Annotated in this window: 24 protein-coding genes; 13 read left to right on the top strand and 11 right to left on the bottom strand. The window is 71.7% G+C overall.

Annotated features, from left to right (window positions below; translation table 11 throughout):
• Positions 1-7: 7 nt before the first annotated feature.
• Together IEZ25_RS19890 and IEZ25_RS19885 are read right to left on the bottom strand one after the other, a co-directional pair.
• On the bottom strand, positions 8-499 hold the full coding sequence (locus IEZ25_RS19890; RefSeq protein ID WP_191201206.1) for a SigE family RNA polymerase sigma factor: 492 nt from the start codon (positions 497-499) through the stop codon (positions 8-10).
• Positions 496-1416, bottom strand: a complete 921-nt coding sequence (locus tag IEZ25_RS19885) for a hypothetical protein (protein ID WP_191201205.1) — start codon at positions 1414-1416, stop codon at positions 496-498. Before IEZ25_RS19885 ends, IEZ25_RS19890 begins: the two co-directional genes overlap by 4 nt.
• Positions 1417-1586: 170 nt before the next feature.
• Between IEZ25_RS19885 and fbaA the strand changes: the two genes are divergently transcribed.
• A complete protein-coding gene (fbaA, locus tag IEZ25_RS19880) occupies positions 1587-2621 on the top strand; it encodes a class II fructose-bisphosphate aldolase (RefSeq protein ID WP_191201204.1) in 1035 nt (344 codons plus the stop codon).
• 84 nt (positions 2622-2705) lie between these two features.
• On the opposite strand, the gene IEZ25_RS19875 is transcribed toward fbaA, so the two are convergent.
• The 6 genes from IEZ25_RS19875 to lysS form a co-directional block, all read right to left on the bottom strand.
• On the bottom strand, positions 2706-4145 hold the full coding sequence (locus tag IEZ25_RS19875; protein ID WP_191201267.1) for a DHA2 family efflux MFS transporter permease subunit: 1440 nt from the start codon (positions 4143-4145) through the stop codon (positions 2706-2708).
• Between the two features lie 171 nt (positions 4146-4316).
• Positions 4317-6047, bottom strand: coding sequence for a monocarboxylate uptake permease MctP (gene mctP, locus IEZ25_RS19870; protein ID WP_191201203.1), 1731 nt, complete (start codon positions 6045-6047; stop codon positions 4317-4319).
• Positions 6044-6325, bottom strand: a complete 282-nt coding sequence (locus IEZ25_RS19865; RefSeq protein WP_318152358.1) for a DUF3311 domain-containing protein — start codon at positions 6323-6325, stop codon at positions 6044-6046. Before IEZ25_RS19865 ends, mctP begins: the two co-directional genes overlap by 4 nt.
• A 59-nt stretch (positions 6326-6384) precedes the next feature.
• Positions 6385-6804, bottom strand: a complete 420-nt coding sequence (locus IEZ25_RS19860; RefSeq protein WP_191201202.1) for a DUF3151 domain-containing protein — start codon at positions 6802-6804, stop codon at positions 6385-6387.
• 156 nt (positions 6805-6960) lie between these two features.
• Complete coding sequence (locus IEZ25_RS19855) at positions 6961-8013, bottom strand: hypothetical protein (RefSeq protein WP_191201201.1); 1053 nt, start codon at positions 8011-8013, stop codon at positions 6961-6963.
• A 253-nt stretch (positions 8014-8266) separates the two neighbouring features.
• Positions 8267-9958: a lysine--tRNA ligase gene (lysS, locus tag IEZ25_RS19850; protein WP_191201200.1), complete on the bottom strand. Its 1692-nt coding sequence runs from the start codon at positions 9956-9958 to the stop codon at positions 8267-8269.
• A 274-nt stretch (positions 9959-10232) separates the two neighbouring features.
• Here lysS and IEZ25_RS22415 point away from each other — a divergent pair, with 274 nt between their 5' ends.
• A complete protein-coding gene (locus IEZ25_RS22415) occupies positions 10233-11192 on the top strand; it encodes a helix-turn-helix transcriptional regulator (protein ID WP_191201199.1) in 960 nt (319 codons plus the stop codon).
• A gap of 24 nt (positions 11193-11216) precedes the next feature.
• Here the strand turns inward: IEZ25_RS22415 and IEZ25_RS19840 are convergent, their stop codons facing one another.
• Positions 11217-12128, bottom strand: a complete 912-nt coding sequence (locus IEZ25_RS19840) for a diacylglycerol/lipid kinase family protein (protein ID WP_318152357.1) — start codon at positions 12126-12128, stop codon at positions 11217-11219.
• Between the two features lie 190 nt (positions 12129-12318).
• Here IEZ25_RS19840 and IEZ25_RS19835 point away from each other — a divergent pair, with 190 nt between their 5' ends.
• Complete coding sequence (locus IEZ25_RS19835; RefSeq protein WP_191201198.1) at positions 12319-13602, top strand: adenylosuccinate synthase; 1284 nt, start codon at positions 12319-12321, stop codon at positions 13600-13602.
• 16 nt (positions 13603-13618) lie between these two features.
• On the opposite strand, the gene IEZ25_RS22410 is transcribed toward IEZ25_RS19835, so the two are convergent.
• Positions 13619-15742 (bottom strand): serine/threonine-protein kinase, encoded by a 2124-nt coding sequence (locus IEZ25_RS22410; RefSeq protein ID WP_191201197.1) that lies wholly within the window; start codon positions 15740-15742, stop codon positions 13619-13621.
• A 114-nt stretch (positions 15743-15856) separates the two neighbouring features.
• Here IEZ25_RS22410 and purD point away from each other — a divergent pair, with 114 nt between their 5' ends.
• The 3 genes from purD to purB are packed head-to-tail and all read left to right on the top strand — an operon-like array spanning position 15857 to position 19127.
• Positions 15857-17152, top strand: a complete 1296-nt coding sequence (gene purD, locus IEZ25_RS19825) for a phosphoribosylamine--glycine ligase (protein WP_191201196.1) — start codon at positions 15857-15859, stop codon at positions 17150-17152.
• Positions 17145-17705 carry a DUF402 domain-containing protein gene (locus IEZ25_RS19820; RefSeq protein WP_191201195.1) on the top strand — a complete coding sequence of 187 codons (561 nt, stop codon included), beginning with the start codon at positions 17145-17147 and terminating at the stop codon, positions 17703-17705. The genes purD and IEZ25_RS19820 overlap by 8 nt, the downstream gene beginning before the upstream one ends.
• A 3-nt stretch (positions 17706-17708) precedes the next feature.
• Positions 17709-19127, top strand: coding sequence for an adenylosuccinate lyase (purB, locus tag IEZ25_RS19815; RefSeq protein ID WP_191201194.1), 1419 nt, complete (start codon positions 17709-17711; stop codon positions 19125-19127).
• A gap of 82 nt (positions 19128-19209) precedes the next feature.
• Here the strand turns inward: purB and IEZ25_RS19810 are convergent, their stop codons facing one another.
• Complete coding sequence (locus tag IEZ25_RS19810) at positions 19210-20661, bottom strand: MFS transporter (RefSeq protein ID WP_191201193.1); 1452 nt, start codon at positions 20659-20661, stop codon at positions 19210-19212.
• 94 nt (positions 20662-20755) lie between these two features.
• On the opposite strand from IEZ25_RS19810, the gene IEZ25_RS19805 reads away from it, so the two are divergent.
• The 7 genes from IEZ25_RS19805 (at position 20756) to IEZ25_RS21685 (ending at position 25430) form a co-directional block, all read left to right on the top strand.
• Positions 20756-21028, top strand: coding sequence for an acylphosphatase (locus tag IEZ25_RS19805; RefSeq protein WP_224749350.1), 273 nt, complete (start codon positions 20756-20758; stop codon positions 21026-21028).
• A 55-nt stretch (positions 21029-21083) separates the two neighbouring features.
• A complete protein-coding gene (locus tag IEZ25_RS19800; RefSeq protein WP_191201192.1) occupies positions 21084-21665 on the top strand; it encodes a hypothetical protein in 582 nt (193 codons plus the stop codon).
• Positions 21666-21754: 89 nt separating this feature from the next.
• Positions 21755-22306: an antibiotic biosynthesis monooxygenase gene (locus IEZ25_RS19795; RefSeq protein ID WP_191201191.1), complete on the top strand. Its 552-nt coding sequence runs from the start codon at positions 21755-21757 to the stop codon at positions 22304-22306.
• 10 nt (positions 22307-22316) lie between these two features.
• Positions 22317-23210, top strand: coding sequence for a phosphoribosylaminoimidazolesuccinocarboxamide synthase (locus IEZ25_RS19790; protein ID WP_191201190.1), 894 nt, complete (start codon positions 22317-22319; stop codon positions 23208-23210).
• Positions 23207-23647, top strand: a complete 441-nt coding sequence (locus IEZ25_RS19785) for an SRPBCC family protein (protein WP_191201263.1) — start codon at positions 23207-23209, stop codon at positions 23645-23647. The genes IEZ25_RS19790 and IEZ25_RS19785 overlap by 4 nt, the downstream gene beginning before the upstream one ends.
• Before the next feature lie 32 nt (positions 23648-23679).
• The gene (locus IEZ25_RS19780; RefSeq protein WP_191201189.1) at positions 23680-25245 is read left to right on the top strand and encodes a long-chain-fatty-acid--CoA ligase; all 1566 of its coding nucleotides are present in this window, start codon (positions 23680-23682) and stop codon (positions 25243-25245) included.
• On the top strand, positions 25245-25430 hold the full coding sequence (locus IEZ25_RS21685; RefSeq protein ID WP_224749349.1) for a hypothetical protein: 186 nt from the start codon (positions 25245-25247) through the stop codon (positions 25428-25430). Before IEZ25_RS19780 ends, IEZ25_RS21685 begins: the two co-directional genes overlap by 1 nt.
• Positions 25431-25599: the final 169 nt, after the last annotated feature.

The raw sequence follows: 25599 nt of genomic DNA, 5'->3' as shown, positions 1-25599 counted from the left end.
TGCGCTCCTACCGGTGCGGAGCGAGCACCTGCTCCAGGGCTGCGAGCCCGCGGCTGCTGTGGCTCTTCACCGTGCCCTCGGAGATGCCGAGCTCGTCGGCGGTCTCGCGCACCGACAGGCCGAGCCAGTGACGCAGGACGACGACCTTGCGCTGCTGCTCGGGCAGCCGGTGGAGCGCGTCGAAGAGCTCGGACCGCTCCTCCGGGCCGGTGGGCTCCACCTCCGGGCGGTCCGGCAGGACGTCGCTCGGCCGCTCCCGGCGCCACGGTCGGCGCGACTCGTCGATGTTGGCCCGCACCATGATCTGGCGGACGTAGGCCTCCTCGCCGCCCTGGTGACGGATCCGCGGCCACGCGACGTAGAGCTTGGTCAGCGCGGTCTGCAGCAGGTCCTCGGCGCGGTGCCAGTCGCCGGTCAGCGCGTACGCGATGCGCCGCAGGTGTGCCTGGCGCGACGCCACGAACTCGGTGTACGCCGGCTCGCGCTCGGCGCGCCTCACCGCATGCCCTCGCCGCTGGCGTACTGCTGGCGTGCCCAGTCGACGAAGTCGGTCAGCGTGGCGAAGTGCCCCGGCCCGGAGATGACCTCGAGCCGCGAGTCCAGGACGCGGTAGGCAGCGACCCTCGCGTCGCCGTCGACCACGAGCCGGACGACGCCCGAGGCCTCGGCGCCGCGGTCGAAGTCCGCGAGGTCGACGCTCGTGCGCTGCTCGACCACCACCACGCCGGACCGGGCCGCCTCGACCTTGCCATCGGCATCGAGGCGCAGCCAGCCGTCCGCCCCGTCTCCGTCGCTCGTGCCGTCGGCGCCACCGACGCCGTTGGCCTCGTCGAGCGAGCGCTGGGTGGCGACGGTCGAGGCCAACCAGCCCGGGAAGTCCCCCGTGGCCCGGGCGCTGATGGTCGAGCTGGAGTCAGTGCCGGTCAGCGCCATCAGCGAGTAGGTCTCGCGGCCCCTGAAGGTCGCGCGGATCGCCATCGACGACCCCGCTGCGGCGCGGTAGCCCATCGGGTTGTGGACCCGCTCGAGGACGACGGTGGTCCCGGGTGCAGCCATCAGGCCCTCGGGCGTGAGCGCCGCGGGGTTGCCGAGGAAGTCGATCCGTTCCTGCGCGCGCTTCAGCTCCTCCAGCGTCCTGCGGCGTTCCTCCCGGTCAACGCGGGCCGGCTCAGTGGCCTCGCGTTCCGCAGACGTCCCCCGGGTCGCGACCGGGGCGTCACTGCGTGGCGCGCTGCCCGGGATGCTGGCCCACGCGGCGCCACCGCCGACCACGAGCACGCCTGCGGCCACCACCGTCGCGGCCCGTCGCCGCCGCAGAGCGCGCCGGCCGCGCCCGACATAGCTCGGGACCGCGACGTCCTCACCGCGTCCGAACGAGGCGTCGAGCTCGCTCTGCCAGTCGATGTGGGTGTCCATGCGCGATCCTTCCCCCGGGGTGAGCCTTCCACGGGTCCACACGGAGCGACGCGCTGATCGGTTGTCACGATCTGGGACCGTGTCCGCGCCCTCTGGCCGACTGGTCGGTAGCCACTAGGGTTGGGGTCGCCTGACGGACCGCACACGAAGCCTGCTGAGGAGATCTCCCGATGCCCATCGCCACCCCCGAGGTGTACGCGCAGATGCTGGACGCCGCGAAGGACAAGTCCTTCGCCTACCCGGCCATCAACGTGTCCTCGTCCCAGACCCTCAACGCCGCGCTGAAGGGCTTTGCGGACGCCGGCTCCGACGGCATCATCCAGGTCTCCACCGGTGGCGCGGAGTATCTCTCCGGCCCCTCGGTCAAGGACATGGTCACCGGCTCGGTCGCCTTCGCGGCCTACGCCGCCGAGGTCGCGAAGAACTATCCCGTCAACATCGCGCTGCACACCGACCACTGCCCGAAGGACAAGCTCGACGGCTTCGTGCGCCCGCTGCTCGACATCTCCGCCGAGCGAGTGGCCCGCGGCGAGGCCCCGCTGTTCCAGTCGCACATGTGGGACGGCTCGGCCGTTCCGATGGGTGAGAACCTCGAGATCGCCGAGGAGCTGCTCGCCAAGTGCGCCGCGGCCCAGATCATCCTCGAGATCGAGGTCGGTGTCGTCGGCGGCGAGGAGGACGGCGTCGCCAACGAGATCAACGACCAGCTCTACACGACCCCCGAGGACGCCATCGCCACGATCAAGGCTCTCGGTGCCGGCGAGCGCGGCCGCTACATGACCGCCCTGACCTTCGGCAACGTGCACGGCGTCTACAAGCCGGGCAACGTCAAGCTCCGCCCGGAGATCCTCAAGTCCGCGCAGGAGGCGGCCGCCGCCGAGCTCGGCCTCGGCGCCGACGCCCGCCCGTTCGACCTCGTCTTCCACGGCGGCTCGGGCTCGACCGCGCAGGAGATCAGCGACGCGGTCGACTTCGGCGTCGTGAAGATGAACGTCGACACCGACACCCAGTACGCCTTCACCCGGCCGGTCGCGGCCCACATGTTCGCCAACTACGACGGCGTGCTGAAGGTCGACGGCGAGGTCGGCAACAAGAAGATGTACGACCCCCGCGCCTGGGGCAAGGCCGGAGAGGCCGGCATGGCCGCGCGCATCGTCGAGGCCTGCCAGAACCTCCGCTCCGCGGGCACCTCGCTCGCCGGCTGACCTGCCGCTGGGCGGTGGTCCAGCCACGTTCGCAACGCGCGGAACGTGGCTGTGCCACCGCTCGAGGGTGTCGCTCGTTGAGGCTCAGGCCTCGCGCGACGCGGCGACGGGCTCCGTCGCGTGGGCGCCCGGACGCGCGGCGAAGTGACGCGGGCGCTCGAAGAACAGCACCGCGACCAGGCCGAGCGCCAGCACGGCCGGGAGCAGCAGGAGCGACTGGGCCATCGCGTCGGTGAACGGCCCGGCGACCTGCGCCGGCAGCGTCCCGCCGCCGGCCGCACCCTCGGACGGCGAGAACGTCAGCCCGTTGGCCGCGAGCCGGGCGTCGATCAGCACGGCGATCGCCGCGGAGCCGAGCACCGCGCCCACCTGGCGCGTCGCGTTGTAGACCCCTGATCCCGCGCCGGCGCGCTCCGGAGGCAGGTTGCGGTTGGCCGTGGTGGCCAGCGGGCCCCAGAGGAACGAGCTGCCCACACCGACCAGGGCGAAGATCACGACGAGCTCCCACAGCGGGGTGTCCGGAGCGAGTGCCATCGAGAGCAGCGCGAGCGCCACACCGAGACCGGCGAAGCCGCCGAGGGTGAGCACGCGCGGGTGGATGCGGTCGGTCAGCTGCCCGGCGATCCGGGCGGTCACGATGGACGCGATCGCCATCGGCGCCAGGAGGAGCCCGGCCTCGGTCGGCGAGTAGCCCCGGACCAGCTGGGCCCACAGCATCAGCGGGAAACCCATCGCGGTGAAGGCGAAGGACACCGTGGTGATCGCGACGTTGGAGACCGAGAAGTTGCGGTCGGCGAAGAGGTTCAGCGGGACGAGCGGCTCGCGTCGGTTGCGCGCCTGCCACCACACGAAGAGCGCCAGCACCACCAGGCCGGCGATGATCAGCCGCCACACCGTGATCGGCCCGGTGATCGTCGACCAGTCGTACTGCTCGCCCTCCTGGATGCCGAAGACCAGCAGGAACATGCCGGCGCCGCTCAGCGCCACGCCGAGCCAGTCGAAGCGGTGGTCGTTGGTCCCCAGGCTCGGCACCAGCCGCCAGGCCAGCACGAACGCGACGACCCCGACCGGGATGTTGACGAAGAAGATCCACTCCCAGCCGAGGCTGTCGACCAGCACGCCGCCGGCGATCGGACCGACGAGCGTGGCCACGCCGGCCGTCGCGCCCCACAGGGCCATCGCCGACCCGCGCCGCTCCAGCGGGAAGATCCGGGTGATCACCGCCATCGTCTGCGGCGTCATCATCGACGCTCCGAGCCCCTGCGCGACGCGCGCGGCGATCAGTCCCTCGATCGTCGTCGTCAGCCCGCACGCGAGCGAGGCGATCGTGAAGACGGTGAGGCCGATCAGGTAGAGGTTCTTCGGGCCGAAGCGGTCGCCGAGCCGGCCCGTGATCAGCACCGGGACGGCGTACGCCAGGAGGTAGGCGCTGGTGACCCAGACGACCTCGTTCACCCCGGCCTGCAGGTCCTCGATGATCGCCGGCGTCGCGACGCTGACGATCGTGGTGTCGACCAGGATCATGAAGAAGCCGATGCACAGAGCCCAGAGGGCGGGCCACGCGTTCTTCTCGTCAGTCTGCGCGGCGGTCTCGGTGGAAGAGGTCACGTCCTCAGTGAACACCCGGTGGCCCGCGACGATTCCACCCCGGTGGAAGGGTTTTCCCAGCACCGGGGTGGACGTCGTCGTACGCCGTCAGCGTGGCGGTGCGTCGCCCGCAACGCCGTCCGGGTCGGCGTAGCCCTCGTCGTGCGCCTCGTGCTCGACGAGGTCCTTCTGCACGCGCGGGTCGTCGGCGTCGGCGAAGTAGTCGAACGGGATCGTCTCGTCGCGTCCGTTGGAGACCTTGACCGCGTGCAGGATCGCGGTGACCACCACGGCGACGACCACGTTCATCACGAACGCCGTCACGGCGATGTAGCCCATCTCGCCGATGCCGGGGATGAGCGCCGACGAGCCGCCGAAGTGCTTGCCGGTCGCCGGGTTGACGACCTGGTAGGCCTTCACCGTCCCGTAGACCATGCCCACGGCCCAGCCCAGCAGCAGGCCGTAGCGGTGGAACCAGCGCGTGAAGAGGCTGAAGACCACCGCGGGGAAGGTCTGCATGATCCAGATGCCGCCGAGGAGCTGGAAGTTGATCGCGTTCTGCTTGTCGAGCGTCAGCACGAAGACCAGCGCGAACGCCTTCACCAGCAGCGACATCAGCTTGGAGACCTTCGCCTCCTGCGCCGGTGTGGCGTCGCGCTTGATCCACTCCTTGTAGATGTTGCGGCTGAACGTGTTCGCCGCGGCGATCGACATGATCGCGGCCGGCACGAGCGCGCCGATCGCGATCGCGGAGAAGGCCACGCCGGCGAACCACGCCGGGAACATGTCCTCGAAGAGCTGCGGGATCACCAGCTGCGCGTTGGGCTCGCCGTCGAGGCCGATCGGCTGCGTCCCGGCGGCGATGGCGACCCAGCCGAGCAGGGCCAGCAGGCCGAGCACGAAGGAGTACGCCGGCAGGATCGAGGCGTTGCGACGGATCGTGTTGCGGGAGTTCGACGACAGCGACGCGGTGACCGAGTGCGGATACATGAACAGCGCCATCGCCGAACCGAGCGCCAAGGTGGCGTAGGCCCAGAAGGCCCCCGAGCCGGGGATGAACGACGACGCGGGCGGCAGCCCGGCCTCGACCGCGGCGGCGTTGTTGGCGTCCATCTTGTCCTGTGCCGCCCCGAAGATCGCCTCCCAGCCGCCGACCTTCCCGGGGAGGTAGATCACCGCGACGATGATCACGAGGTAGATCAGGATGTCCTTCACGAACGCGATCACCGCCGGGGCCCGCAGGCCGCTGGAGTAGGTGTAGGCGGCGAGCACCGCGAAGGCGATGAAGAGGGGCGCGTCCTTGGCGACGATGTTGTCGCCGCCGCCGAGGCCAGCCACCTCGAGCACCGCCTGGATGCCGACGAGCTGGAGCGCGATGTAGGGCATCGTGGCCACGAAGCCGGTGACCGCGATGGCGAGCGACAGCCCGCGGTCGTCGTACCTCCCGCGGACGAAGTCCGCCGTCGTGACGTAGCCGTGGCGGTGGCTGACCGACCACAGTCGCGCCATGAAGATGAAGATGATCGGGTAGAGGATGATCGTGTAGGGCACGGCGAAGAAGCCGGCCACCGCGCCGGTCGCGAACATCGCCGCGGGCACCGCGACGAACGTGTACGCCGTGTAGAGGTCGCCGCCGAGCAGGAACCAGGTGATCCAGGTGCCGAAGGTGCGACCGCCCAGTCCCCACTCCTCGAGCGACTCCATCGACTCGGCGCGCTTGAAGCGGCTGGCCATGAAGCCGGCGACCGTCACGAGCAGGAAGAGCACGATCAGGACGGTGAGCGCGACGCCGTTGACACCGTCGGTGTCGGCCGCGAGGACCGTGAGCTGCGGCGTCATCGGTCCTCACCCACCTTGTGCGTGGTCCTGCCACGCGCCGAGAGGGTCAGCCGGTAGGCGGTGTAGGTGAGGCCGGAGCAGACGAAGACCCAGACGAACTGGTACCAGAAGAAGAACGGGAAGCCGAAGAGCCGCGGCTCGACCTTCGCGTAGTGGGGGACCCAGAGGAGGGCGATGATCGGGATCGCCAGCAGCACGCCGGCGATCGCCATCTTCGTCTTGTCGGTCGGTGGCACCTCGGGTGCGGGGCGCGTCTGTGGTGTGTTCCCGGAAGTCACCCGCGCGACACTACTCCCGCTGTGACCGGGGTCACATGCAGGTCGTCAGCGGCGCGGCGTCAGAGCAGCTCGTCGGCCGCAGCGGCGCTCGAGTCGCGCAGGAAGGTCGAGCAGCGCTCCCACTCCGCGGTCTCGCCGATGGCGCGCGCAGCCAGGGCGAGGAGAGCGAGCGAGCGCAGGAAGCCACGGTTCGGCTCGTGCTCCCACGGCACGGGCCCGTGGCCCTTCCAGCCGTTGCGGCGCAGGTTGTCCAGGGAGCGGTGGTAGCCGACGCGGGCATAGGCGTAGACGGTCACGTCGTCCGCCCCCGCGTCCTGCGCCTGCTGGGCGAGAGAGGCCCAGGCGGCCGGCGACGCCGGGTGGCGGCGTACGACCACTGCCGGCGCGTCGCCACCCGCGAGCTCGGCGTCAGCGGGGTCGGCGGGCAGGTGGGTGGGCGGGGGACCGGCCATGAGGTCGCCACCGAAGCTGGAGGTCATGGGCTCAGCCTCCCATGCCTGTGGTCGGCGCCGTCACGCCCGGCGTCTCGTCGGTGTCCCACCTTCGGGTTGAGCGGACCATGGGCCGCCTGACCGACGGCATGCCGTGCGACAACCGTCCACGAAGGTGTCCCAGCACCCGGTACGACGCTCACCTCAGGCCGCCGCGTCGAGACCGGGGACCCAGAGACGTGACGGCCTGCGCCGCGGGTGCGCGGCGGCGAATGCCAGCTGTTCTGCGGTCGGTGCGCGCCCGAACCTCGTCTCGGAGACTGCGTACTCCCGGAGGAGCCGCACGCGAGCCCTGTCCCTGGCCTGGCCGAAGCAGTCGGTCCACCGGATCTGCGAGATCCCGAACCCCTCAGCACAGACCTCCACCCGCCGCCCCTGCTGCTTCCACGCGACGTCCTGGGGTGACGTCGTAGCGACACCTCCCTCGTCGACGGGAGTGAGCTTGACCTTCCCCTCGCACTCGAAGAAGTGGCAACCGACCCTGATGTCGAGCCAGACGGTGCGACCGTCAGCGATCCTCACCGCGAACTGTGTGTCCACGTCCCCGATCCCGAGCGACTCGACCAGCTCGCGGCCGAGGGTCTCGAGCACGGATTCCGCGCCGGAGGTCGAGTCCCTGACCGCCGCACGTGCTGTGGCGATGCGCGGGTGGTGGGTCATGCGCTCGAGCTCAGCCTCGAGATCGGCCACGGGCACGCCGATACGACGCACCGAGTCGACGGCGACCAGACCGTGGAGATAACCGTGCCACCGAGCGACGTCGATGGCCGTTCGTGCGTACGACGTGCACACCACGCCGTCGACGAGCTCGACGCACAGCGGCAGCGCGTCCCGGTGACGCGTCAGCCCGCTGTTGGTGCGACTTCCGTGCTTGCCGAGAAGCGTGAGGTGACTGCCGGGCACCGGTGGGTCGAGGGTGTCGATCCGCAGCACGCGGGCCGCAGAGTCATGGCTCATGGTGGCCGGCCGACGGCTGGAGATCACAGCTGCCATGTCCTTGAGCAGCCACCGGCCTCGGTGGCCGAGGCCGTCGACACGGGAGCGGACGCAATACACGCCGACGCGCACCGTCGCCCACTGTCCATCGGGTCTCGTGAGCGCCTTGATCTCTCGCTCGGTGTAGCCGGCCCGGAGGGCCTGGGCGCGGGTGAACATCCAGTCTTGGGCGGCCGCGGTCGCGGCAAGTGCAGGTCTCATGCGTCGAGCGTCGGGCCGCGGCACGTCGCGCGCCACTGATCGACGTACGCCCTGTTGATCACCGGTGTCGTGCCGGACCTGGGGACGGTGAGTGGCCCGACGGCACGTCCCGCCGTCGGCGGCGCCACTGGGCACATGCGTCGGACGCTTGTCGCACGGTATGGCGTCGGTCAGGCGGACCATGGGCCGCCTGACCCCGGGCGTGGACGCGCGGGCGGGAAAACCCCGGGGAGAGGTGCGACGAGTGGTCGGATCAGGCACCGAGCAGCGAGCGCACGGTCTCCGGGCCGAGGGCGACGACCAGCGTGGGCAGGCGCGGGCCGCGGTCGGCGGCGACGAGCAGCTGGTAGAGCAGCCGGAAGAAGTCCTTCTGGTCGGCCTTGACCTGGTCGGTCGGGGCGTCGTCGAAGCCGAGGCCGCGCGCGACCTTCGGCGTGCCGTAGACGACCGCGGTCACCGCGTCGAGATCGGGCTCGGCGGGCAGGCGGTCGAGGAAGATCCGCAGCCAGCGCTCCTCGTCCTCGCTGAGCGCGGCGAGCCGCTCGGTGTCGGGCGTCTCCCGGACGGTGGTGCGCTCGTCCTCCGGCAGCGACGCGGTCCACGCCATCGCTCGCGCGAGCCGCGGTTGCAGGTCGTCGACGTCGTCGTGGGCGAAGCCGAGGTCGTCGACGACGCGGCTGATGAGGTCGGTCGACCCGGCCGTCACGTCTGCCACCGACGACAGCGTGCGGAACGGAACGGCCACCGCGGGGGTGGGCAGGCGTCCGGCCGCCGTCGAGGAGGCGCGCTCCCAGGCGAGCGTCGCCACGTCGGACTTCTCGGCGGCCTTGCGGCCCAGGGCGTCCCACTCGTCGTAGAGCCGCACCACCGCCGGACCGAAGTCGATGTCGAACGCCTGGGTGGGCGCGCGACGGACGTAGAGCCAGCGCACCATCGGCGCCTCGAGCACCTGCAGGGCGTCGGTCGCCGTCGGGACGCCACCGGCCGAGGACGACATCTTCTGCATTCCGGCGAACCCGACGAAGGCGTAGATGACGCGTGCCGGCGCGCGCCAGCCGAAGATCGCCTTCACCAGCTCGGTGCCGACGGTGTAGGACGAGCCGGGCGTCATGTGGTCGCGCCCGGCCGGCTCGAAGTTCACCGACTCGTAGGCCCAGCGCATCGGCCAGTCGACCTTCCACACGAGCTTGCCGTCGGTGTCGGTCGACAGGTTCGTCGTGCCCTCGTGGCCGCAGGAGGCGCAGGTGTAGGACAGCGTCGTGATCGCCTCGTCGTACGCCGTGGTGGTGACGGTGTCGCGCCCGCACTCGCGGCAGTAGGGCCGGTAGGGGAAGCGGGCGATCGCGTCGCCGCCGGCCGGCGCGTCGTCCTCGTTGGCGACGGAGTCGGCGAGGTCGGCGGCCTCCTGGTCGGAGGCGTCCTCGTCGGGCGTGACCTTCTTGGTGCGGTGGGCCGCGAGCACCGCCTCGATCTCGTCGCGGCGCGAGACGGCGAGGAGCACCTGGTCGCGGTAGGCGCCGGAGGTGTACATCTGCGTCTGGGAGATCTCCTCCATCTCGACGCCGAGGTCGCGCAGCGACTGCTGCAGCGGGGCCTTGAAGTGCTCGGCCCAGCTGGAGTGGCACTCCCACGGGTCGGGCACCGCGGTCAGCGGCCGCCCGATGTGCTCGGCCCACTCGGCGGGCACGCCGGCCGGCACCTTGCGGAAGCGGTCGAAGTCGTCCCACGAGTGCAGGTGTCGCACGGGCACGCCGCGACGCCGCAGCTCCTCGGCCACGAAGTGCGGGGTGATGAACTCGCGCAGGTTGCCGAGGTGGATCGGTCCGCTGGGCGAGGCCCCCGACGCGACGGTCACCAGGTTGCCCTCGCCCGCGTGCCGTACGGCGTCGTCCGCCGCGCGCGTCACCCAGTCGATCGGATCGCCCTGTCGTCCACCTCGTGCCATGCGCCAAGGCTATCGGTGGGCGGGCGTGCGTCGGCGCGCGGTCGAACGGGCCGGGACCGCGGCACGAAAGACGGTCGTGGGCCCGGGCGAGGAAGCGGCGCCGGAGCCGTCCCCCGCGGCGGCTCCGACGCCCCACTCCTGGCAGGTGCTGGTGCACAGGTCCGGCGCAGTCACCCCCGCGTCCGCGCCGGATCTCCCGAGTGGTCGGCAGCATTGTGCCAGCGCGCTCGGCGCACGGGTGGCTCCAAGTGGCCGCTGACACTAAGATGCCAGCGTGAGCGGGTGGGGCGAGGCCGAGCACCACTCACTGCTCGAGCACCTCTACCTCCAGGTCCTCCCCGGCTCCGGGCAGAGGATCGACCAGGTCGCGGCGAGCCTGCTGATCAAGCCGGCCGCCCTGCTCGAGCAGGTGCGCCCGCTCGTCGCGCTGGGTGTCGTCTCCGTCGACGACGACGTGCTCCACGTGGCCGACCCGATGACCGCCACTCGCCGGGTGCTGGTCGCGCACGCCGAGCAGCTCGCCGGTGCCAGCCGCGAGATCACCCGGCTCGCCGAGATCGTGCCGTTGCTCGGCCGCCGCGAGCCGCCGCAGGACAGCCGGACGGCGATCGACGGCGACGTGTCGAGCGAGGGCGACGTCCCGGCCCTCATCACCGGGTGGATCCGCGAGAGGCGCGGCGACCTGTCCTTCCTGCGCCCCGACCAGTGGCGCTTCCCGAGCGAGTCGGAGATGTCGGTCGCCGTCGGCAACGCGGTGCGCGAGGGTCGACGGGTCCGCGCGATCTATCCCGCGCGTGCCCTCACCGAGGCGCCGGAGATGCTGCGCAAGCGGGCCGAGATCGGCGAGGAGATCGGAGTGGTGCCCAGCGTGCTCACCCGGCTGGTCATCGTCGGGCCCCGCCGAGCGATCCTGCCGGAGCCTCTCGGCGTCGGCTCCGACCGGCGCGCGGTGATCCGCCAGCCCTCGATCGTCGGCATGCTGCAGGCCTACTTCGACGACCTGTGGGTCTCTGCCAGCAAGCTCGATGCGCACGACGGCGAGCTCGGGCAGCTCGACCGGCGCCGGCTGCTGCTCGCCGAGCTCGCGAACGGGGTCAAGGACGAGCAGATCGCCCGCAACCTCGACATGAGCCTGCGCACCGTGCGCCGGCGGGTCGCCGCGCTGATGTCCGAGCTCGGCGTCGACACCCGCTTCCAGGCAGGCGTCGAGGCGGTCCGGCGCGGCTGGCTCTGAGCTGCGGGCGGTGGAGAGCCGGTCTCAGGGCAGGATCATGGAGTACGCCGCCGGCTCCAGGCGCCAGCTCCGGCTGCGCTCAGGCCCGGAGATCTCGCCGTCGGCGGACAGCCAGAACTCGTCGCCGCTCACCTTCACGGTCCGCCCGCGCAGGCTCAGCACGTCGTCGCGCTCGTCGTGCTCGCCCTTGCGCAGCTTCATGACGTAGCCGAGCTTGGCCGACGGCTCCACCGCGCGGCTGACCATCACGTCGAGCAGGCCGTCCTCGGTGTCGGCGTCGGGGTTGAGCTCGGTGCCGCCGCCGACGTTGCTGCCGTTGCCGATGGCCACCATCAGCACCGGTCGGTCGACGTCGTTGACGACCGTGCCGTCGAGCTCCACGCGCAGACGCCAGCTCGGTGGGTGGAAGGCGGACAGGAGCGCGCCGATGGGATAGCCGAGCTTGCCCAGGTTGACCTTGCCGACGCCGACGGAGCCGAGTCGCGACTTCCACTTCGAGCCCTTGCGGCTGGCCTGCGCCCCGACGCCGACGTGCACGTTGTTGACGACCACGCTGCCGGTCTCGTCGATGATCAGGTCGACCTCGCGTGCCTCACCCCGGAGCACCAGGCGAGCCGCCTCCTCGATGTCGAGAGGGATGTCGTTGCCGCGGGCGAAGTCGTTTCCGGTGCCCATCGGCAGCAGCGCCAGCGTGGTGCCGGCGAGCTCGTGGCGCTTGTGGAGCGCGGTGACGACCGCGTGCAGGCTCCCGTCGCCGCCCGCCACCACGACCGTACGACCGCCGGCGCGGTGCAGCACACCGTCGAGCTCACCGGGGTTGGAGGTCTTCGCGACCTCGACCGACGCCTTCTCGCGGAGCACGCCCAGGGCGACGGCCAGGGTCTCCTCGTCGGAGGTCCCGGCATCGGCGTTGGTGATCACGAGCAGCGACTGCACTCCCGGCACAGTAGTCGACCGCCCTCACGGACACGCCCACCCGCACGGCCGGAGCCGGCACCGGCCGTCCGCGAGCCGCCGGGCCGTCGTGGGAGCGGGCCCGGGTGCGGTAGCGTGGCGTCGCAAGAGCCCCGGTGCCTTGTGCCGGGGTTGTTCTTATTTTCTGCCGTTGAGACAGAGGAGGGCTGAGATGCCCGCGATCGTCGTGCTCGGCGCCCAGTGGGGCGATGAAGGCAAGGGCAAGGCCACCGACCAGCTGGCCACCACGGACCCGATCGACTTCGTGGTCCGCACGAGCGGCGGCCACAACGCCGGTCACACCATCGTCGTGAACGGCGAGAAGTACGCCACCCACCTGCTGCCCAGCGGCATCCTGACGCCCGGCGCCACCTCGGTGATCGCCGGCGGCGTCGTGGTCTCGCCCGAGGCGCTCTTCCGTGAGCTCGACGGCCTCGTCGCCCGCGGCGTGGAGGTCGCCGGCCTCAAGGTCAGCGCGAACGCCCACGTCATCGCGAGCTACCACGCCACGATCGACAAGGTCACCGAGCGCTTCCTCGGCAAGAACCAGATCGGCACCACGGGACGCGGCATCGGCCCGGCCTACGGCGACAAGATCAACCGCGTCGGCGTACGCATCGCGGACCTGTTCGACGAGAAGATCCTGGCGCAGAAGGTGGAGGCGGCGCTCGACCTGCGCAACCAGCTGCTGACCAAGGTCTACAACCGGCGCGCGATCGAGGTCGACGCCGTCGTCGAGGAGCTGACCTCCTACGCCGAGCGGCTGCGGCCGATGGTGTGCGACACCTCGCTCCTGCTCAACCAGGCGCTCGACGCCGGCCAGACGGTGCTCTTCGAGGGCGCTCAGGCGACGATGCTCGACGTCGACCACGGCACCTATCCGTTCGTCACGTCCTCCAACCCGGTCGCCGGCGGCGTGTGCGTGGGCGCGGGCATCGGCCCCACCCGCATCGATCGGGTGATCGGTGTCATCAAGGCCTACACCACCCGCGTCGGCTCCGGCCCGTTCCCGACCGAGCTCTTCGACGAGGACGGCACCAAGCTCCAGCAGCTCGGCGGCGAGATCGGTGTCTCCACCGGCCGCACCCGCCGCTGCGGCTGGTACGACGCGGTGATCGCGCGCTACGCGAGCCGGGTCAACGGGCTCACCGAGTTCTTCTTGACCAAGCTCGACATCCTCGGTGCGTGGGAGCAGATCCCGGTCTGCGTGGCCTACGAGATCGACGGCCAGCGAGTCGACGAGATGCCGATGACCCAGACGGAGTTCTTCCACGCCAAGCCGGTCTACGAGTACTTCGAGGGCTGGCAGTCCGACATCTCCGACTGCCGCTCCTTCGACGACCTGCCCAAGAACGCCCAGGTCTACGTGCAGGCACTCGAGGAGATGTCGGGCGCGAAGATCTGGGGCGTCGGCGTGGGCCCGGGTCGTGAGCAGACGGTGGTCGTCCACCCCTGACGCGACCCGTGGCGGCTCACTCGCTGGAGACCAGCGCCGCCGCCTCGCCCGCGCAGTCCTGCGACACGCACGGGACCTGGCCCCACTCGACCGGCTCCTGCAGCTCGCCGTCCTTCGAGAGATAGACCTCGACCTTCGCGGTCCCGGTCTCCTCGTCGTAGCCGAACAGGCGCACGACGTCCTCGATACCGTCCCCGTCCACGTCGGACGCGCCGACCTCGAGAGAGGGGTAGTCGGGGCCGCCGCTGGTCGGCGGCACGACCTCCTGCGGGGTGCCGAAGGAGCCGTTGACGAACTTCTGCACGGCCAGCGTGGCGCCGTACTCGTCCTCCCCCCACCGGTCGGTGACCAGGTGCACGAGCTCGTCGGCGCCGTCGCCGTCGATGTCGGCCGCGGTGTAGTCGGCGAGGCCGTAGCGTCCGTCCTCGATGCGGGTGGTCTCGGTCTTGCGGAAGCGGGTGCCGGTGCTGAGCAGCACGCGGAACCGGACGCCGACCACGTCGCCGCCGTTGACGACGCGGGCGGCCAGGTCGTCCTTGCCGTCCCCGTCGAAGTCACCGATGACGAAGAGGTCGTCCTCGTTGTTGCGTCCGGTGCGCGAGGCGAACTCGACCGGCTCGTCGAATCCCTCGCCGTTGCTCAGGGCGACCGAGACGATCATCAGCTGCTCGCCACGGTTGCGGGTCAGCAGCAGGTCGTCTCGCCCGTCGCCGTCGAAGTCGCCGACACCGTAGAAGCCGTAGTTGGTGCGCCAGGTGAAGGTCTGGCTCGACATCTCCTCGACCCCGTCACCAGTGTTGCGCCACACGGTGACGTCGACCTCGGTGTCGTCGTCGCTCTCGACGACCTGCACGAGGTCGGGGCGTCCGTCGCCGTCGACGTCGCCCGACTTGGGGAGCTCGATCCGCCCGGCGTCCTCCACCGCCTCTCCGAAGGCGGAGCCGTCGGACCTCAGCAGGAGGGCCGGGAGCGTCTCGATGCCGTCGCGCCACACGAAGCGGCCGACCCTGATGTCACCCAGGCCGTCGCCGTCCCAGTCGCCGGCGACCGGATCCTCGATCGCCGCGGGCGCGCCGTCGTCGGCGCCCGCCTGCGCGCCGTCGCCGTCGTCGCTGCCGCTCCCCAGGGCGTTCGCCCCGAAGATCCCGCCGACCACCGCCAGCACGGCCACGGCCGCGACGGCCGCCACCAGGCGCGTACGTCGACGGGCGGGCGGGTCGGTCGGCCCGCCCGCGTCCACGGCTGCGGCCGCCGCCGGCGTGGCGCCGCTCCCTGCGTCGCTGCCGGCCCCTGTGTCGTGCGAGCCACGGGCGAGCGCCACCAGGTCGGCCCGCAGGTCGCCGGCCGTGGCGTAGCGCTCGTCGGGGTCCTTGGCCATGGCGAGGCGGAGGATGCGGTTGAGCTCGACGGTGGCGTCGTCGGAGCCGGGCAGCTGCGGAACCGGCTCGTTGACGTGGGCGACCGCCATCTCCACGTCGGAGCCGACGTAGGGCGCACGGCCGGTGGCGCAGGCGTGCAGCAGGCAGCCCAGTGCGTAGACGTCGCTCGACGGGGTGGCCGGCGCACCGTGCGCCCGCTCCGGCGCGAGGTAGGCCCAGCTGCCGGCGACGCCGCCCGCCCGGGTGAGCCCCTGCTCGCCGGTCTGGGCCTGGGCGATGCCGAAGTCGCCGAGGTAGACGAACGGCTCGGCGGCGTCGGGGTCGCGGACCAGCACGTTGGCCGGCTTGACGTCACGGTGCACCACGCCGGCCGCGTGCGCGTCGTGGAGCGCCTCCGCGACCTGCGCGCAGATCATCGCCGCGAGCGCCGTCGGCACCGGCCCGCGCTGCTTGAGCTGCGTGCCGAGGTCGCCGCCAGCGACGTACTGCATGGCGAGGTAGGGGACACCGTCGACGTCGCCGTGGTCGAAGATGGTGGTGATGTGGGGCGAGTCCAGCCGGGCCAGCGTCTCGGCCTCGCGGTGGAACCGCGCGAGGAACTCGCCCTCCTCGGCGAGCTGTGTCGACATCACCTTCAGCGCCACACGTCGCTGCATCTGGGTGTCGAGGGCGAGGTGCACCACGCCCATGCCTCCGGCGCCGAGTCGTCGTTCGATCTCGTAGCGTCCGAAGGTGTCGCCCTGTCGGGGAATCGCGCCCACACTCACTCCTACGTCTCGGGGTGCGTGGCTCCTGCCCGGTCGCCGCGCGCCTCAACCTCCCCGGAACCGGGGACGGGCCGGTGGTCGGTCGAGTCGCCGATAGGCTCGACGCCCGTGAAGACCCTCGTCATCGGCACCGGCGGCCGCGAGCACGCCCTCGCGCTGGCCCTCTCGCTCGACCCGGCCGTCGCGGAGGTGCACGCGGCACCGGGCAACCCCGGCATCGGCGCGGTCGCCACGCTCCACGACGTCGACCCGATGGACGGTCAGGCCGTCGCCGCTCTCGCGACCTCCGTCGGCGCCGAGCTGGTGGTCGTCGGGCCCGAGGCGCCGCTCGTCGCGGGCGTGGCCGACGCGGTGACCGGGGCGGGCATCGCGTGCTTCGGCCCGTCGCAGGCCGCCGCCCGGCTCGAGGGGTCGAAGGCCTTCTCCAAGGAGGTGATGGCCGCTGCGGGTGTCCCGACCGCCGGGTCGCACACCTGCACGACGCCGGACGAGGTGGCCGCCGCGCTGGACGCCTTCGGCGCTCCCTACGTCGTCAAGGAAGACTCCCTCGCCGCGGGCAAGGGGGTCGTCGTCACCCACGACCGTGACGAGGCCCTGGCGCACGCGGCCGGGTGTGATCGGGTCGTGGTCGAGGAGTTCCTCGACGGTCCGGAGTTCTCCCTGTTCGTGGTGTGCGACGGCGCGGTCGGTCGACCCCTGCTGCCCGCCCAGGACTTCAAGCGGATCTTCGACGGAGGCCGCGGGCCCAACACCGGCGGCATGGGCTCGTACGCCCCGCTGACGTGGCTGCCCGACGGGATCGTCGACACCGTGATGACCGAGGTCGTCGCCCCGACGCTGGGCGAGATGGTCGTGCGCGGCGCGCCGTTCGTCGGCTGCCTCTACGTCGGCCTCGCGCTGACGGCCGACGGGCCCAAGGTCATCGAGTTCAACTGCCGCTTCGGCGACCCCGACGTCCAGCCCGTGCTGGCACTGCTCACCTCGCCGCTCGGCGCGCTGCTGCGCGCCGCCGCCGACGGTGACCTCGCCGCCGTCCCCGAGCCCACCTTCGCCGACGGCGCCGCGGTCTCGGTGGTGCTCGCCTCCGCGGGCTATCCCGAGAGCTCCTCGAAGGGCGACGTGATCCGTGGCGTGGGCAACGCCAACGGCGTCAACGACGTCGACGTCATCCACGCCGGCACGGCCATCGTCGCCGCCCCCGAGGAGGGCGACCCCGAGCACCGCCACCTGGTCACCGCCGGCGGCCGGGTGCTGGCCGTGCGGGCCCGCGGCTACGACGTGGCGGACGCCCGCTCGCGCGCCTACGCCGCCGCCGACCTGATCTCCTTCGAGGGCCAGCAGCGTCGCACCGACATCGCCGCTGAGCCGCTCGGCGTCGTCGAGGGCGCGGCGTCGCGTGGCTGAGCCCGCCTCCTGGGCCTACGCCGCCGGCTCGGCCGTCCGGGTCCGAGAGGTCCTGCACGGGGCCGAGTGGGCCTCTTGGGACGAGCAGGTGCTCAGCGACGACGGCACCCTCCTCGCCACCGTCAAGCCCGACGGCACCGCAATGACCTTCGCCGACCACCCCTTCCCGCACCCCTGGGGTCACCTGGATGCCTGGCAGGGCACGACCGTGCTCAAGCTGCGCCGCGCGGGCGACTGGTACTCGGTGTGGAGGTTCTTCGACGCCGACGGCACGTTCCTCCAGTGGTACATCAACTTCGAGACGCCCTACGTACGCACTGAATCGGCCATCGAGGTCAACGACCTCCAGCTCGACATCGTCGTCACGCCGCACGGCGAGTGGCGGTGGAAGGACGTCGAGGACGTGGCGCCGGCGCTCGCCTCCGGTCGGATGACGACCGCAGAGCTCCTCGACGTGCTGCCCGCAGCGACCGAGGTCGCCGACCTGCTCGAGCGTGACGTCCGTTGGTGGGCTCCGTGGGACGACTGGACCCCGGCGGATGGGATGATCTGAGCCGTGACCGTCCCCAACGCCCTGGCCACCCGCTACGCCGGCGCCGACCTCGCCGAGATCTGGTCCCCCGAGCACAAGATCGTGCTCGAGCGGCAGCTCTGGATCGCCGTCCTCAAGGCCCAGCGCGACCTCGGCATCGACGTGCCCGACGGTGTCGTCGAGGCCTACGAGTCGGTGGTCGAGCGGGTCGACCTCGACTCCATCGCCGCGCGCGAGCGGGTCACCCGCCACGACGTGAAGGCCCGCATCGAGGAGTTCTCCGCGCTCGCCGGCCACGAGCACATCCACAAGGGCATGACCTCGCGCGACCTGACCGAGAACGTCGAGCAGCTGCAGGTGCGCCGCTCGCTCGAGGTGGTGCGCGACCGTGCCGTCGCCGCGCTCGTCCGCCTCGGCCGGCTCGCGGCCGAGCACGAGGCCACGGTCATGGCCGGTCGCTCGCACAACGTCGCCGCGCAGGCGACCACCCTCGGCAAGCGCTTCGCGACCGTCGCCGACGAGATGCTCATCGGCGTCCGCCGCATCGAGGAGCTGCTCTCCCGCTACCCGCTGCGCGGGATCAAGGGCCCGATGGGTACCTCGCAGGACATGCTCGACCTCCTCGACGGGGATGCCGCGAAGCTCGACGACCTCGAGGAGCGCGTGGCCGCGCACCTCGGCTTCGAGCAGGTGCTGACCAGCGTCGGCCAGGTCTACCCGCGCTCGCTCGACTTCGACGTCGTGGCCGCGCTCGTGCAGCTCGTGAGCGGCCCGTCCAACCTCGCCACCACCGTGCGCCTGATGGCCGGGCACGAGCTGGTGACCGAGGGGTTCAAGGAGGGTCAGGTCGGCTCGTCGGCGATGCCGCACAAGATGAACACCCGCTCGTGCGAGCGCGTCAACGGCCTCGCCGTCATCCTGCGCGGACACCTGTCGATGGTCAGCGAGCTCGCCGGCGACCAGTGGAACGAGGGCGACGTCTCCTGCTCGGTCGTGCGCCGGGTCGCGCTCCCCGACGCGTTCTTCGCCACCGACGGCCTCTTTCAGACCTTCCTCACCGTCCTCGACGAGTTCGGCGCCTTCCCCGCCGTGATCCAGCGCGAGCTCGACCGCTACCTGCCGTTCCTCACCACCACCAAGGTGCTCATGGCGGCGGTCCGCAACGGCGTCGGTCGCGAGGCCGCCCACGAGGCCATCAAGGAGGCGGCCGTCGGCACCGCGCTCGCGATGCGCGCCGGCCAGGCCGACAACGACGTGTTCGCCAAGCTCGCCGCCGACCAGCGCCTCGGGCTCACCCGCGACCAGATCGACGCGCTCGTCGCCGACCCGATCGAGTTCACCGGCGCGGCCGTGGCCCAGACGCGCGCGGTCGTCGCCCGGGTCGAGGCCCTCGCGGCCCGCTTCCCCCACGCGGCGTCGTACGTCCCCGGCGCGATCCTCTGACGTAGGCAGTTCGGCGGCGCCCACGTCGCCCCCACGCTCGTGCCGCGGGTCGTCCTCGCGAACTGCCTCGGTTGGTGCGCCCTCAGTCGCCGAGGCGCCAGGAGCGTACGGCGGCGGCGAGCGCGACCGTCAGCACGACGAGCGCGGCGAGCAGGGCCGAGCGCGCGGCGACGGGTGCGGAGGCGACGGTGCCGACTGCCTGGTAGACCGTCATCAGCAGGGCCGCGCCCAGCGCCGACCCGATCCGCTGCCCGGTCTGCAACGCACCTCCGGCGGCACCGCCCATGCGGGGCGGGACCTCGGCGAGGGTGAGGGTGATGTTGGGTGAGATGACCCCGCCACCGCCGACCCCGGCGACGAACAGCGCGGGCGCGAGCGTCCACCAGAGGCGGTCGGTCGGCTGGGTCACCAGCCAGGCCGACAGGGCCGTGCCGGCGATCATCACCGACAGTGCCATGAGCGTGACCCGCCGACCCATGCGCCCGACGAGCCTGCCGGCCAGGGGGGAGGTGACCGCCGAGCCCACCGCGAACGGCGTGATGAGCAGGGCCGCCCGCAGCGGCGAGAAGCCCTCGCCCTCCTGCAGGTGCACCGACAGCACGAGGAAGATCCCGGTGAACCCGGTGAAGTAGAGGGTGCCGACGAGCAGCCCGTTGGCGTAGCCCGGCAGCCCACGCAGCAGCGACACGTCGAGCAGGGGCGGGTGGCCACGGCCCACGGTGCGGGCCTCCCAGCGCGCGAATGCCCACGCGAGCGGTGGGAAGGCCAGCAGCAGCACGAGCGGCAGACCGGCACCACCCTCGAGGCTGATCAGCGGATAGAGCACAGCGAGGACGGCCAGACCGAGGAGCAGCGCGCCGGGGAGGTCGACGCGGGGGTCCTTCTCGGCGTCGGCGCCGACCTCGTTGTCGGGCACGAGCCGCCAGATCAGCACCAGGGCGACGAGCCCGATCGGGACGTTGACGAGGAAGAGGGCGCGCCAGCCGTTGTCCTCCCCGAGCAGGCCGATCAGGGCACCGCCGATCAGGGGCCCGGTGGCCGAGGCGACCGCCACGGTGAAGCCGAACATGCCGAACGCCCGGCCCCGCTCCGCGCCGCGGAAGAGCTGCTGGATGAGTCCGGAGTTCTGCGGCGTGAGCAGGCCGGCGCTGGCTCCCTGCACGAGGCGGGCCAGCACGATCCAGGCGGCGTTCGGCGCGAGCCCGACCGCGGCGCTGGAGACGATGAAGCCGATCAGACCGATCAGCATCATCCGCCGGCGCCCGTGCGCGTCGCCGAGCCGGCCGCCGGCGACCAGCGTCATGCCGAAGGCCAGCGCGTAGCCCGAGACGACCCACTGGATCGTCGCGGCGCTCGTGCCCAGCCCGGCGCGGATCGAGGGCACGGCGACGTTGACGATCGTGACGTCCAGCAGCGACATGAAGCCCACGACGAGGGAGACCGCCAGCACCCGCCAGCGGCGGGGATCCGGCTCGTACGCCGCCTCGGCGTCGGCCGGTGCCTGCCCGGCGGGTGCCTGCTCGTCCTGTGTCATCCCCGCCAGCCTCGCACCGGATCGCGCAGACCGGGAGCGTGGCCCGGGACGAGGTCACCCGTGCGGGTGGATCTGCCTCGGCGATGATGGGTCGATGACGATGGCTGTCGAGGTGCGGGTGACCGGACGGGTCCAGGGCGTCGCCTTCCGCTGGCACACCGAGGAGGAGGCGCGGCGGCTGGGCGTCGTCGGGTGGGTCCGCAACGAGGTCGACGGGTCGGTGCTGCTGCACGCCGAGGGCGACGAGGTCGCCGTCGACGACCTCGTCGCCTGGTGCCACCACGGCCCACCGTCCGCGCGGGTGCAGGACGTCGCCGTGCGCGAGGCTGCAGTCAGCGGCGCGACGTCCTTCGAGACGACCGCCTGACCGCGGGCCCGGGAGCCCTCCGCAACGCGGAGCCCGCTCGCCGCGTCACCTGGGCATGAGCACCTCCCGCACGACCGTCCGCCTCGCATCCCTCCTGCTCGCACTGCCCGGCCTCCTGCTGGCCGGGTGCGCCACCGACGAGGCCGGAGGTGGCGGAGCCACGCCCACGCCCACCTCCACCCCCACCTCCACGCCCAGCGATACCGCGAGCGGGACGCCCAGCCAGACGCCGAGCGCGGCGCCGCCCCGGCTGATCTCGTACGCCGGTGGGGAGTCCCTCGGCTACGAGGTCCGCACGCCGGAGGACGTGGCGGGCATGAAGGGCGCCCCGGCGTCGTTCAAGAGGTTCATCGCGCGCACGGTCGAGCGCATGGCGGCCCGGAGCACGTGCGAGGCACCGAGCGCGATCTACGTGGAGCGGCTGCGCACCGACGGCTTCGCGACCGGCGGGGTCGACGACTGCGGCGGCTACCAGGCGCTGTGGGCGCAGGTGGACGGCCGGTGGCAGGAGATCGACGGCACGCAGGAGATGGAGGGTTGCGCGGTGCTGGAGGAGTACCGCGTCCCGAGCGACCTGGTCGACGGGCGCTGCTACGACTACGAGGCGAAGAAGCAGCGCGACTACCAGCAGGACTGACCCAGCGCTCGCCGACCTGGGCCGGACGTGGCCGGGATCTCGTCGCCGCCGGCTTCACCACCGTCTCGGCACGCCCGAGACTGGAGCCCATGAGCGCGCCCGTCACCGTGTCCGTCACCCGCCACGTCGACCCGCGGCACACGACGCAGATGCTGGCGTGGATGCAGGCGGGCACGTCGATGGCGGAGAAGTTCGACGGCTTCCTCGGCTCGGGGTGGGTGCGACCGAGCGTCGACTCCACCGACTGGCACATGCTCTACCGCTTCGCCGACGCCGACTCGCTCGCTGCTTGGGAGGCCTCCCCGCAGCGCGCGTGGTGGCTGGAGGCAGCGGCCGGTGACGTCGAGGAGAGGCGCCGCGAGCGACGTACGGGCATCGAGGGCTGGTTCGACGAGCCGGCCTCGGTCGAGTCGCTCAGCGCGGCTCCGGTCGCACCGCCGCGGTGGAAGCAGATGATCGTGATCTTCATGGGGTTCTTCCCCCTGAGCCTCGCGGTCAACTACGTCGTGGGCCACACGCCCCTCGTCGACTGGCCGCTGGTGCCCCGCGTCCTTGCCACGATCGTCGTGCTGACCCCGCTCATGACGTACGTCGTCCTGCCGTGGATCACGCGTCGGATGAGCTGGTGGCTCCACCGCTAGGCTCAGGGGCGTGGTCGACCTGAACATCCCCGCCGCCCCCGCGATCGAGGGCACCACCCACCTCCACTCGGGCAAGGTGCGCGACCTCTACCGCATCGACGCAGGTGTGCACGAGGGCCGGCTGCTGATGGTGGCCAGCGACCGCATTTCGGCCTACGACTTCGTCCTCGACACCACGATCCCCGACAAGGGCGAGATCCTCACCCGGATGTCGCTGTGGTGGTTCGAGCAGCTCGGCGGGCTCGTCGGCAACCACGTCGTCTCCAGCGACGTGCCGGCCGAGGTGGCCGGCCGGGCGGTCATCTGCGAGCGGCTCGAGATGTTCCCCGTGGAGTGCGTGGCCCGCGGCTACCTCACCGGCTCCGGCCTGCTCGACTACCACCGCACCGGCCAGGTCTGCGGGATCGCGCTGCCCGCCGGGCTGCAGGACGGCAGCCGGCTGCCGGAGCCGATCTTCACGCCCGCCACCAAGGCCGACCTCGGCGACCACGACGAGAACGTCGACTACGAGGCCGTGGTCGAGGCGGTCGGCGACGATGCGGCCGCCGAGCTGCGGATGCTGACCATGGAGGTCTACGACAAGGCCCACGTCCTCGCGCGCGAGCGCGGCATCATCCTGGCCGACACCAAGCTCGAGTTCGGCCGCACGCCCGCGGGCGACACGATCCTCGCCGACGAGGTGCTGACCCCCGACTCGAGCCGCTTCTGGCCGGCGGCCGACTGGCAGCCGGGCCGCGCCCAGGCGTCGTACGACAAGCAGATCGTGCGCGACTGGCTCACCGGCGAGTCCGGCTGGGACCGTCACTCCGGTGAGGCGCCGCCACCTCTCCCCGACGTCGTCGTCGAGAGGACCCGGGCGAGGTACGTCGAGGCGTTCGAGCTGCTGACCGGGGAGCGGTTCTGAGCGGCCGGCGCTTCTCCGCCGTCGTCGACCTCCCCGTCACCTCGGAGGTCGCCTTCCGCTATCTCTGCGACCCGCGCAACCGGCCGGAGTGGCAGTCTTCCCTGGTCTCGGTCGATGCACCCGCCGACGTGGAGCCGCACCTGGGGCAGGCGTGGCGGGAGACCACCGCCGTCGGCGTACGGCCCCACATGGAGACCATCGAGCTGACGCCGTTTCGCGTGTGGACCGAGCGCGGCAGCTGGCGGGGGGTGAGCGCGACCCTCGCGCTGCACTTCACCGACCGTGCCGCAGGGTGCCGGGTGCGCGCCGAGGGAGAGGTGACCGGTCGCGGCGTCTGGGTCGTCGCATCGACCGCGGCCGGGCTCCTCGCCGGGAAGGCGATCGCCGCCGACCTGCGCAAGGCGGGCCGGATCCTCGCGTCCCGCGCGAAGCAGTGACGTGGCTCACGAGGGCTGAGTAGGTTGGCGTCATGTCGAACCTCTCCTCGCTCCTCGAAGGCTCCGCCGCGTCGTACGCCGACCGCACGGCGGTGGTCCTGGGCGACACCCGTCTGACCTACGGCCAGGTCGACGCCGCGGCCAACCAGGTGGCCAACCTGCTGGTGCAGCGCGGGATCGAGCCGGGGGACAAGGTGGCGCTCAGCTGTCCCAACCTGCCGTACTTCCCGATCGTCTACTACGGCATCCTCAAGGCCGGTGCGACGGTCGTCCCGCTCAACGTGCTGCTCAAGGGGCGTGAGGTGGCCTACCACCTCGACGACTCGGACGCGAAGGCCTACTTCTGCTTCCAGGGCACGCCCGACCTGCCGATCGGGGCCGAGGGCCACGCCGGCTTCGAGCAGACCGACGGCTGCGAGCACTTCTTCGTGATCACGGCCGATCCCGCGTCGGAGTCACCCATCGACGGCGCGCAGACCCTGGGCCAGGCGCTCGAGGGGCAGTCGCCGGTGTTCGAGACCGTCGAGACCGACGGCGACGACACCGCCGTCATCCTCTACACCTCGGGCACCACCGGCCAGCCCAAGGGCGCCGAGCTGATGCACCGCAACATGATCTCCAACGCCACCGCCAGCGACGCGCTGTTCGGTGCCGACGCGGAGAACCCCGACACGCTGCTGTGCGTGCTGCCGCTGTTCCACTCCTTCGGCCAGACCGTGATCCAGAACGCCGGCTTCGCGTTCGGCGGCACCGTCGTCCTGCTCCCACGCTTCGAGGCCGGACCGGCGCTGGCGCTGATGGACCGGGAGGACGTCACGTTCTTCGCGGGCGTGCCCACGATGTACTGGGGTCTGCTCGGCGCGCTGGACGACTCGGGCGTCGACGTGAAGAAGCTCGCCGCGACCCTGCGGGTCGCCGCGGCCGGCGGCTCGGCACTGCCGGTCGAGGTCCACAAGGACTTCGAGCGGCGCTTCGGCGTGACGATCCTCGAGGGCTACGGCCTGTCCGAGACCTCGCCCGTCGCCAGCTTCTCCGTCTACGGCGAGCCGGCGCGCGTCGGCTCCATCGGCAGGCCGATCCCCGGCGTCGAGATGAAGCTGATCGACCCCGAGCCCGGCGTGCGCAAGGACCTCGGTGACGGCGAGGACGTCGTCGGCGAGATCGCCATCAAGGGGCCCAACATCATGAAGGGCTACTACGGCCGACCCGACGCGACCGCCGAGGCGATCGTCGACGGCTGGTTCCGCTCGGGCGACCTCGGCCGCAAGGACGCCGACGGCTGGTACTACATCGTCGACCGCTCGAAGGACATGATCATCCGCGGCGGCTACAACGTGTACCCGCGTGAGATCGAGGAGGTGCTGATCAGCCACCCCGACGTCTCGCTCGCGGCCGTGATCGGCGTGCCCCACGACAGCCACGGCGAGGAGATCAAGGCCGTGGTGATCCGCAACGACGGCGCCACGGTGACCGAGGACGAGCTGGTCGCCTGGGGCAAGGAGCAGATGGCCGGCTACAAGTACCCGCGCATCGTCGAGTTCGTCGACACGCTCCCGATGACCGCGACCGGCAAGATCCTGAAGCGGGAGCTCAGCTGATGCGCGGCCTCGGCATCGCCCTCGGCGTCCTCATGGTCCTGGTCGGCGCGCTGTGGACCGGTCAAGGGCTCGGCTGGATCGGCGGCAGCGCCATGAGCGGCGTGGAGATGTGGGCGATCATCGGCCCCATCCTCGCCGGGCTCGGCGTTGCGCTCGTGATCACCGCCTCGCGCCGGCCGCACTAGCCCCCGGGTCGCTGGGCGTCTCGAGCGGACACGGGGACGCTCGAGCGAGACGGGCCGCCTCGCGACGTCGCCAGCCCGAGGCCTCGGCGTACGCCCTGCGACGTGCCCGACGCGATCATGCTCGAGCACCACCGCCCGCTGACGTGAGGGGGGAACGAGGCGCAGGCTC

The organism is Nocardioides hwasunensis, assembly GCF_014779665.1.
Taxonomy (GTDB): Bacteria; Actinomycetota; Actinomycetes; order Propionibacteriales; family Nocardioidaceae; genus Nocardioides; species Nocardioides hwasunensis.
This window is presented reverse-complemented; position numbering and strand designations above follow the sequence as displayed.

Excerpts from the sequence above, each read along its gene's own strand:
- IEZ25_RS19810 (WP_191201193.1), bottom strand. The coding sequence starts at position 20,661 with ATGACACAGGACGAGCAGGCACCCGCCGGGCAGGCACCGGCCGACGCC.
- fbaA (WP_191201204.1), top strand. The coding sequence starts at position 1,587 with ATGCCCATCGCCACCCCCGAGGTGTACGCGCAGATGCTGGACGCCGCG.
- IEZ25_RS21685 (WP_224749349.1), top strand. The coding sequence starts at position 25,245 with ATGCGCGGCCTCGGCATCGCCCTCGGCGTCCTCATGGTCCTGGTCGGC.
- IEZ25_RS19860 (WP_191201202.1), bottom strand. The coding sequence starts at position 6,804 with ATGACCTCCAGCTTCGGTGGCGACCTCATGGCCGGTCCCCCGCCCACC.
- IEZ25_RS19835 (WP_191201198.1), top strand. The coding sequence starts at position 12,319 with ATGCCCGCGATCGTCGTGCTCGGCGCCCAGTGGGGCGATGAAGGCAAG.
- lysS (WP_191201200.1), bottom strand. The coding sequence starts at position 9,958 with ATGGCACGAGGTGGACGACAGGGCGATCCGATCGACTGGGTGACGCGC.
- IEZ25_RS19800 (WP_191201192.1), top strand. The coding sequence starts at position 21,084 with ATGAGCACCTCCCGCACGACCGTCCGCCTCGCATCCCTCCTGCTCGCA.
- IEZ25_RS19855 (WP_191201201.1), bottom strand. The coding sequence starts at position 8,013 with ATGAGACCTGCACTTGCCGCGACCGCGGCCGCCCAAGACTGGATGTTC.
- IEZ25_RS19805 (WP_224749350.1), top strand. The coding sequence starts at position 20,756 with ATGACGATGGCTGTCGAGGTGCGGGTGACCGGACGGGTCCAGGGCGTC.
- IEZ25_RS19780 (WP_191201189.1), top strand. The coding sequence starts at position 23,680 with ATGTCGAACCTCTCCTCGCTCCTCGAAGGCTCCGCCGCGTCGTACGCC.
- IEZ25_RS19795 (WP_191201191.1), top strand. The coding sequence starts at position 21,755 with ATGAGCGCGCCCGTCACCGTGTCCGTCACCCGCCACGTCGACCCGCGG.
- IEZ25_RS19875 (WP_191201267.1), bottom strand. The coding sequence starts at position 4,145 with ATGATCCTGGTCGACACCACGATCGTCAGCGTCGCGACGCCGGCGATC.
- mctP (WP_191201203.1), bottom strand. The coding sequence starts at position 6,047 with ATGACGCCGCAGCTCACGGTCCTCGCGGCCGACACCGACGGTGTCAAC.
- IEZ25_RS19885 (WP_191201205.1), bottom strand. The coding sequence starts at position 1,416 with ATGGACACCCACATCGACTGGCAGAGCGAGCTCGACGCCTCGTTCGGA.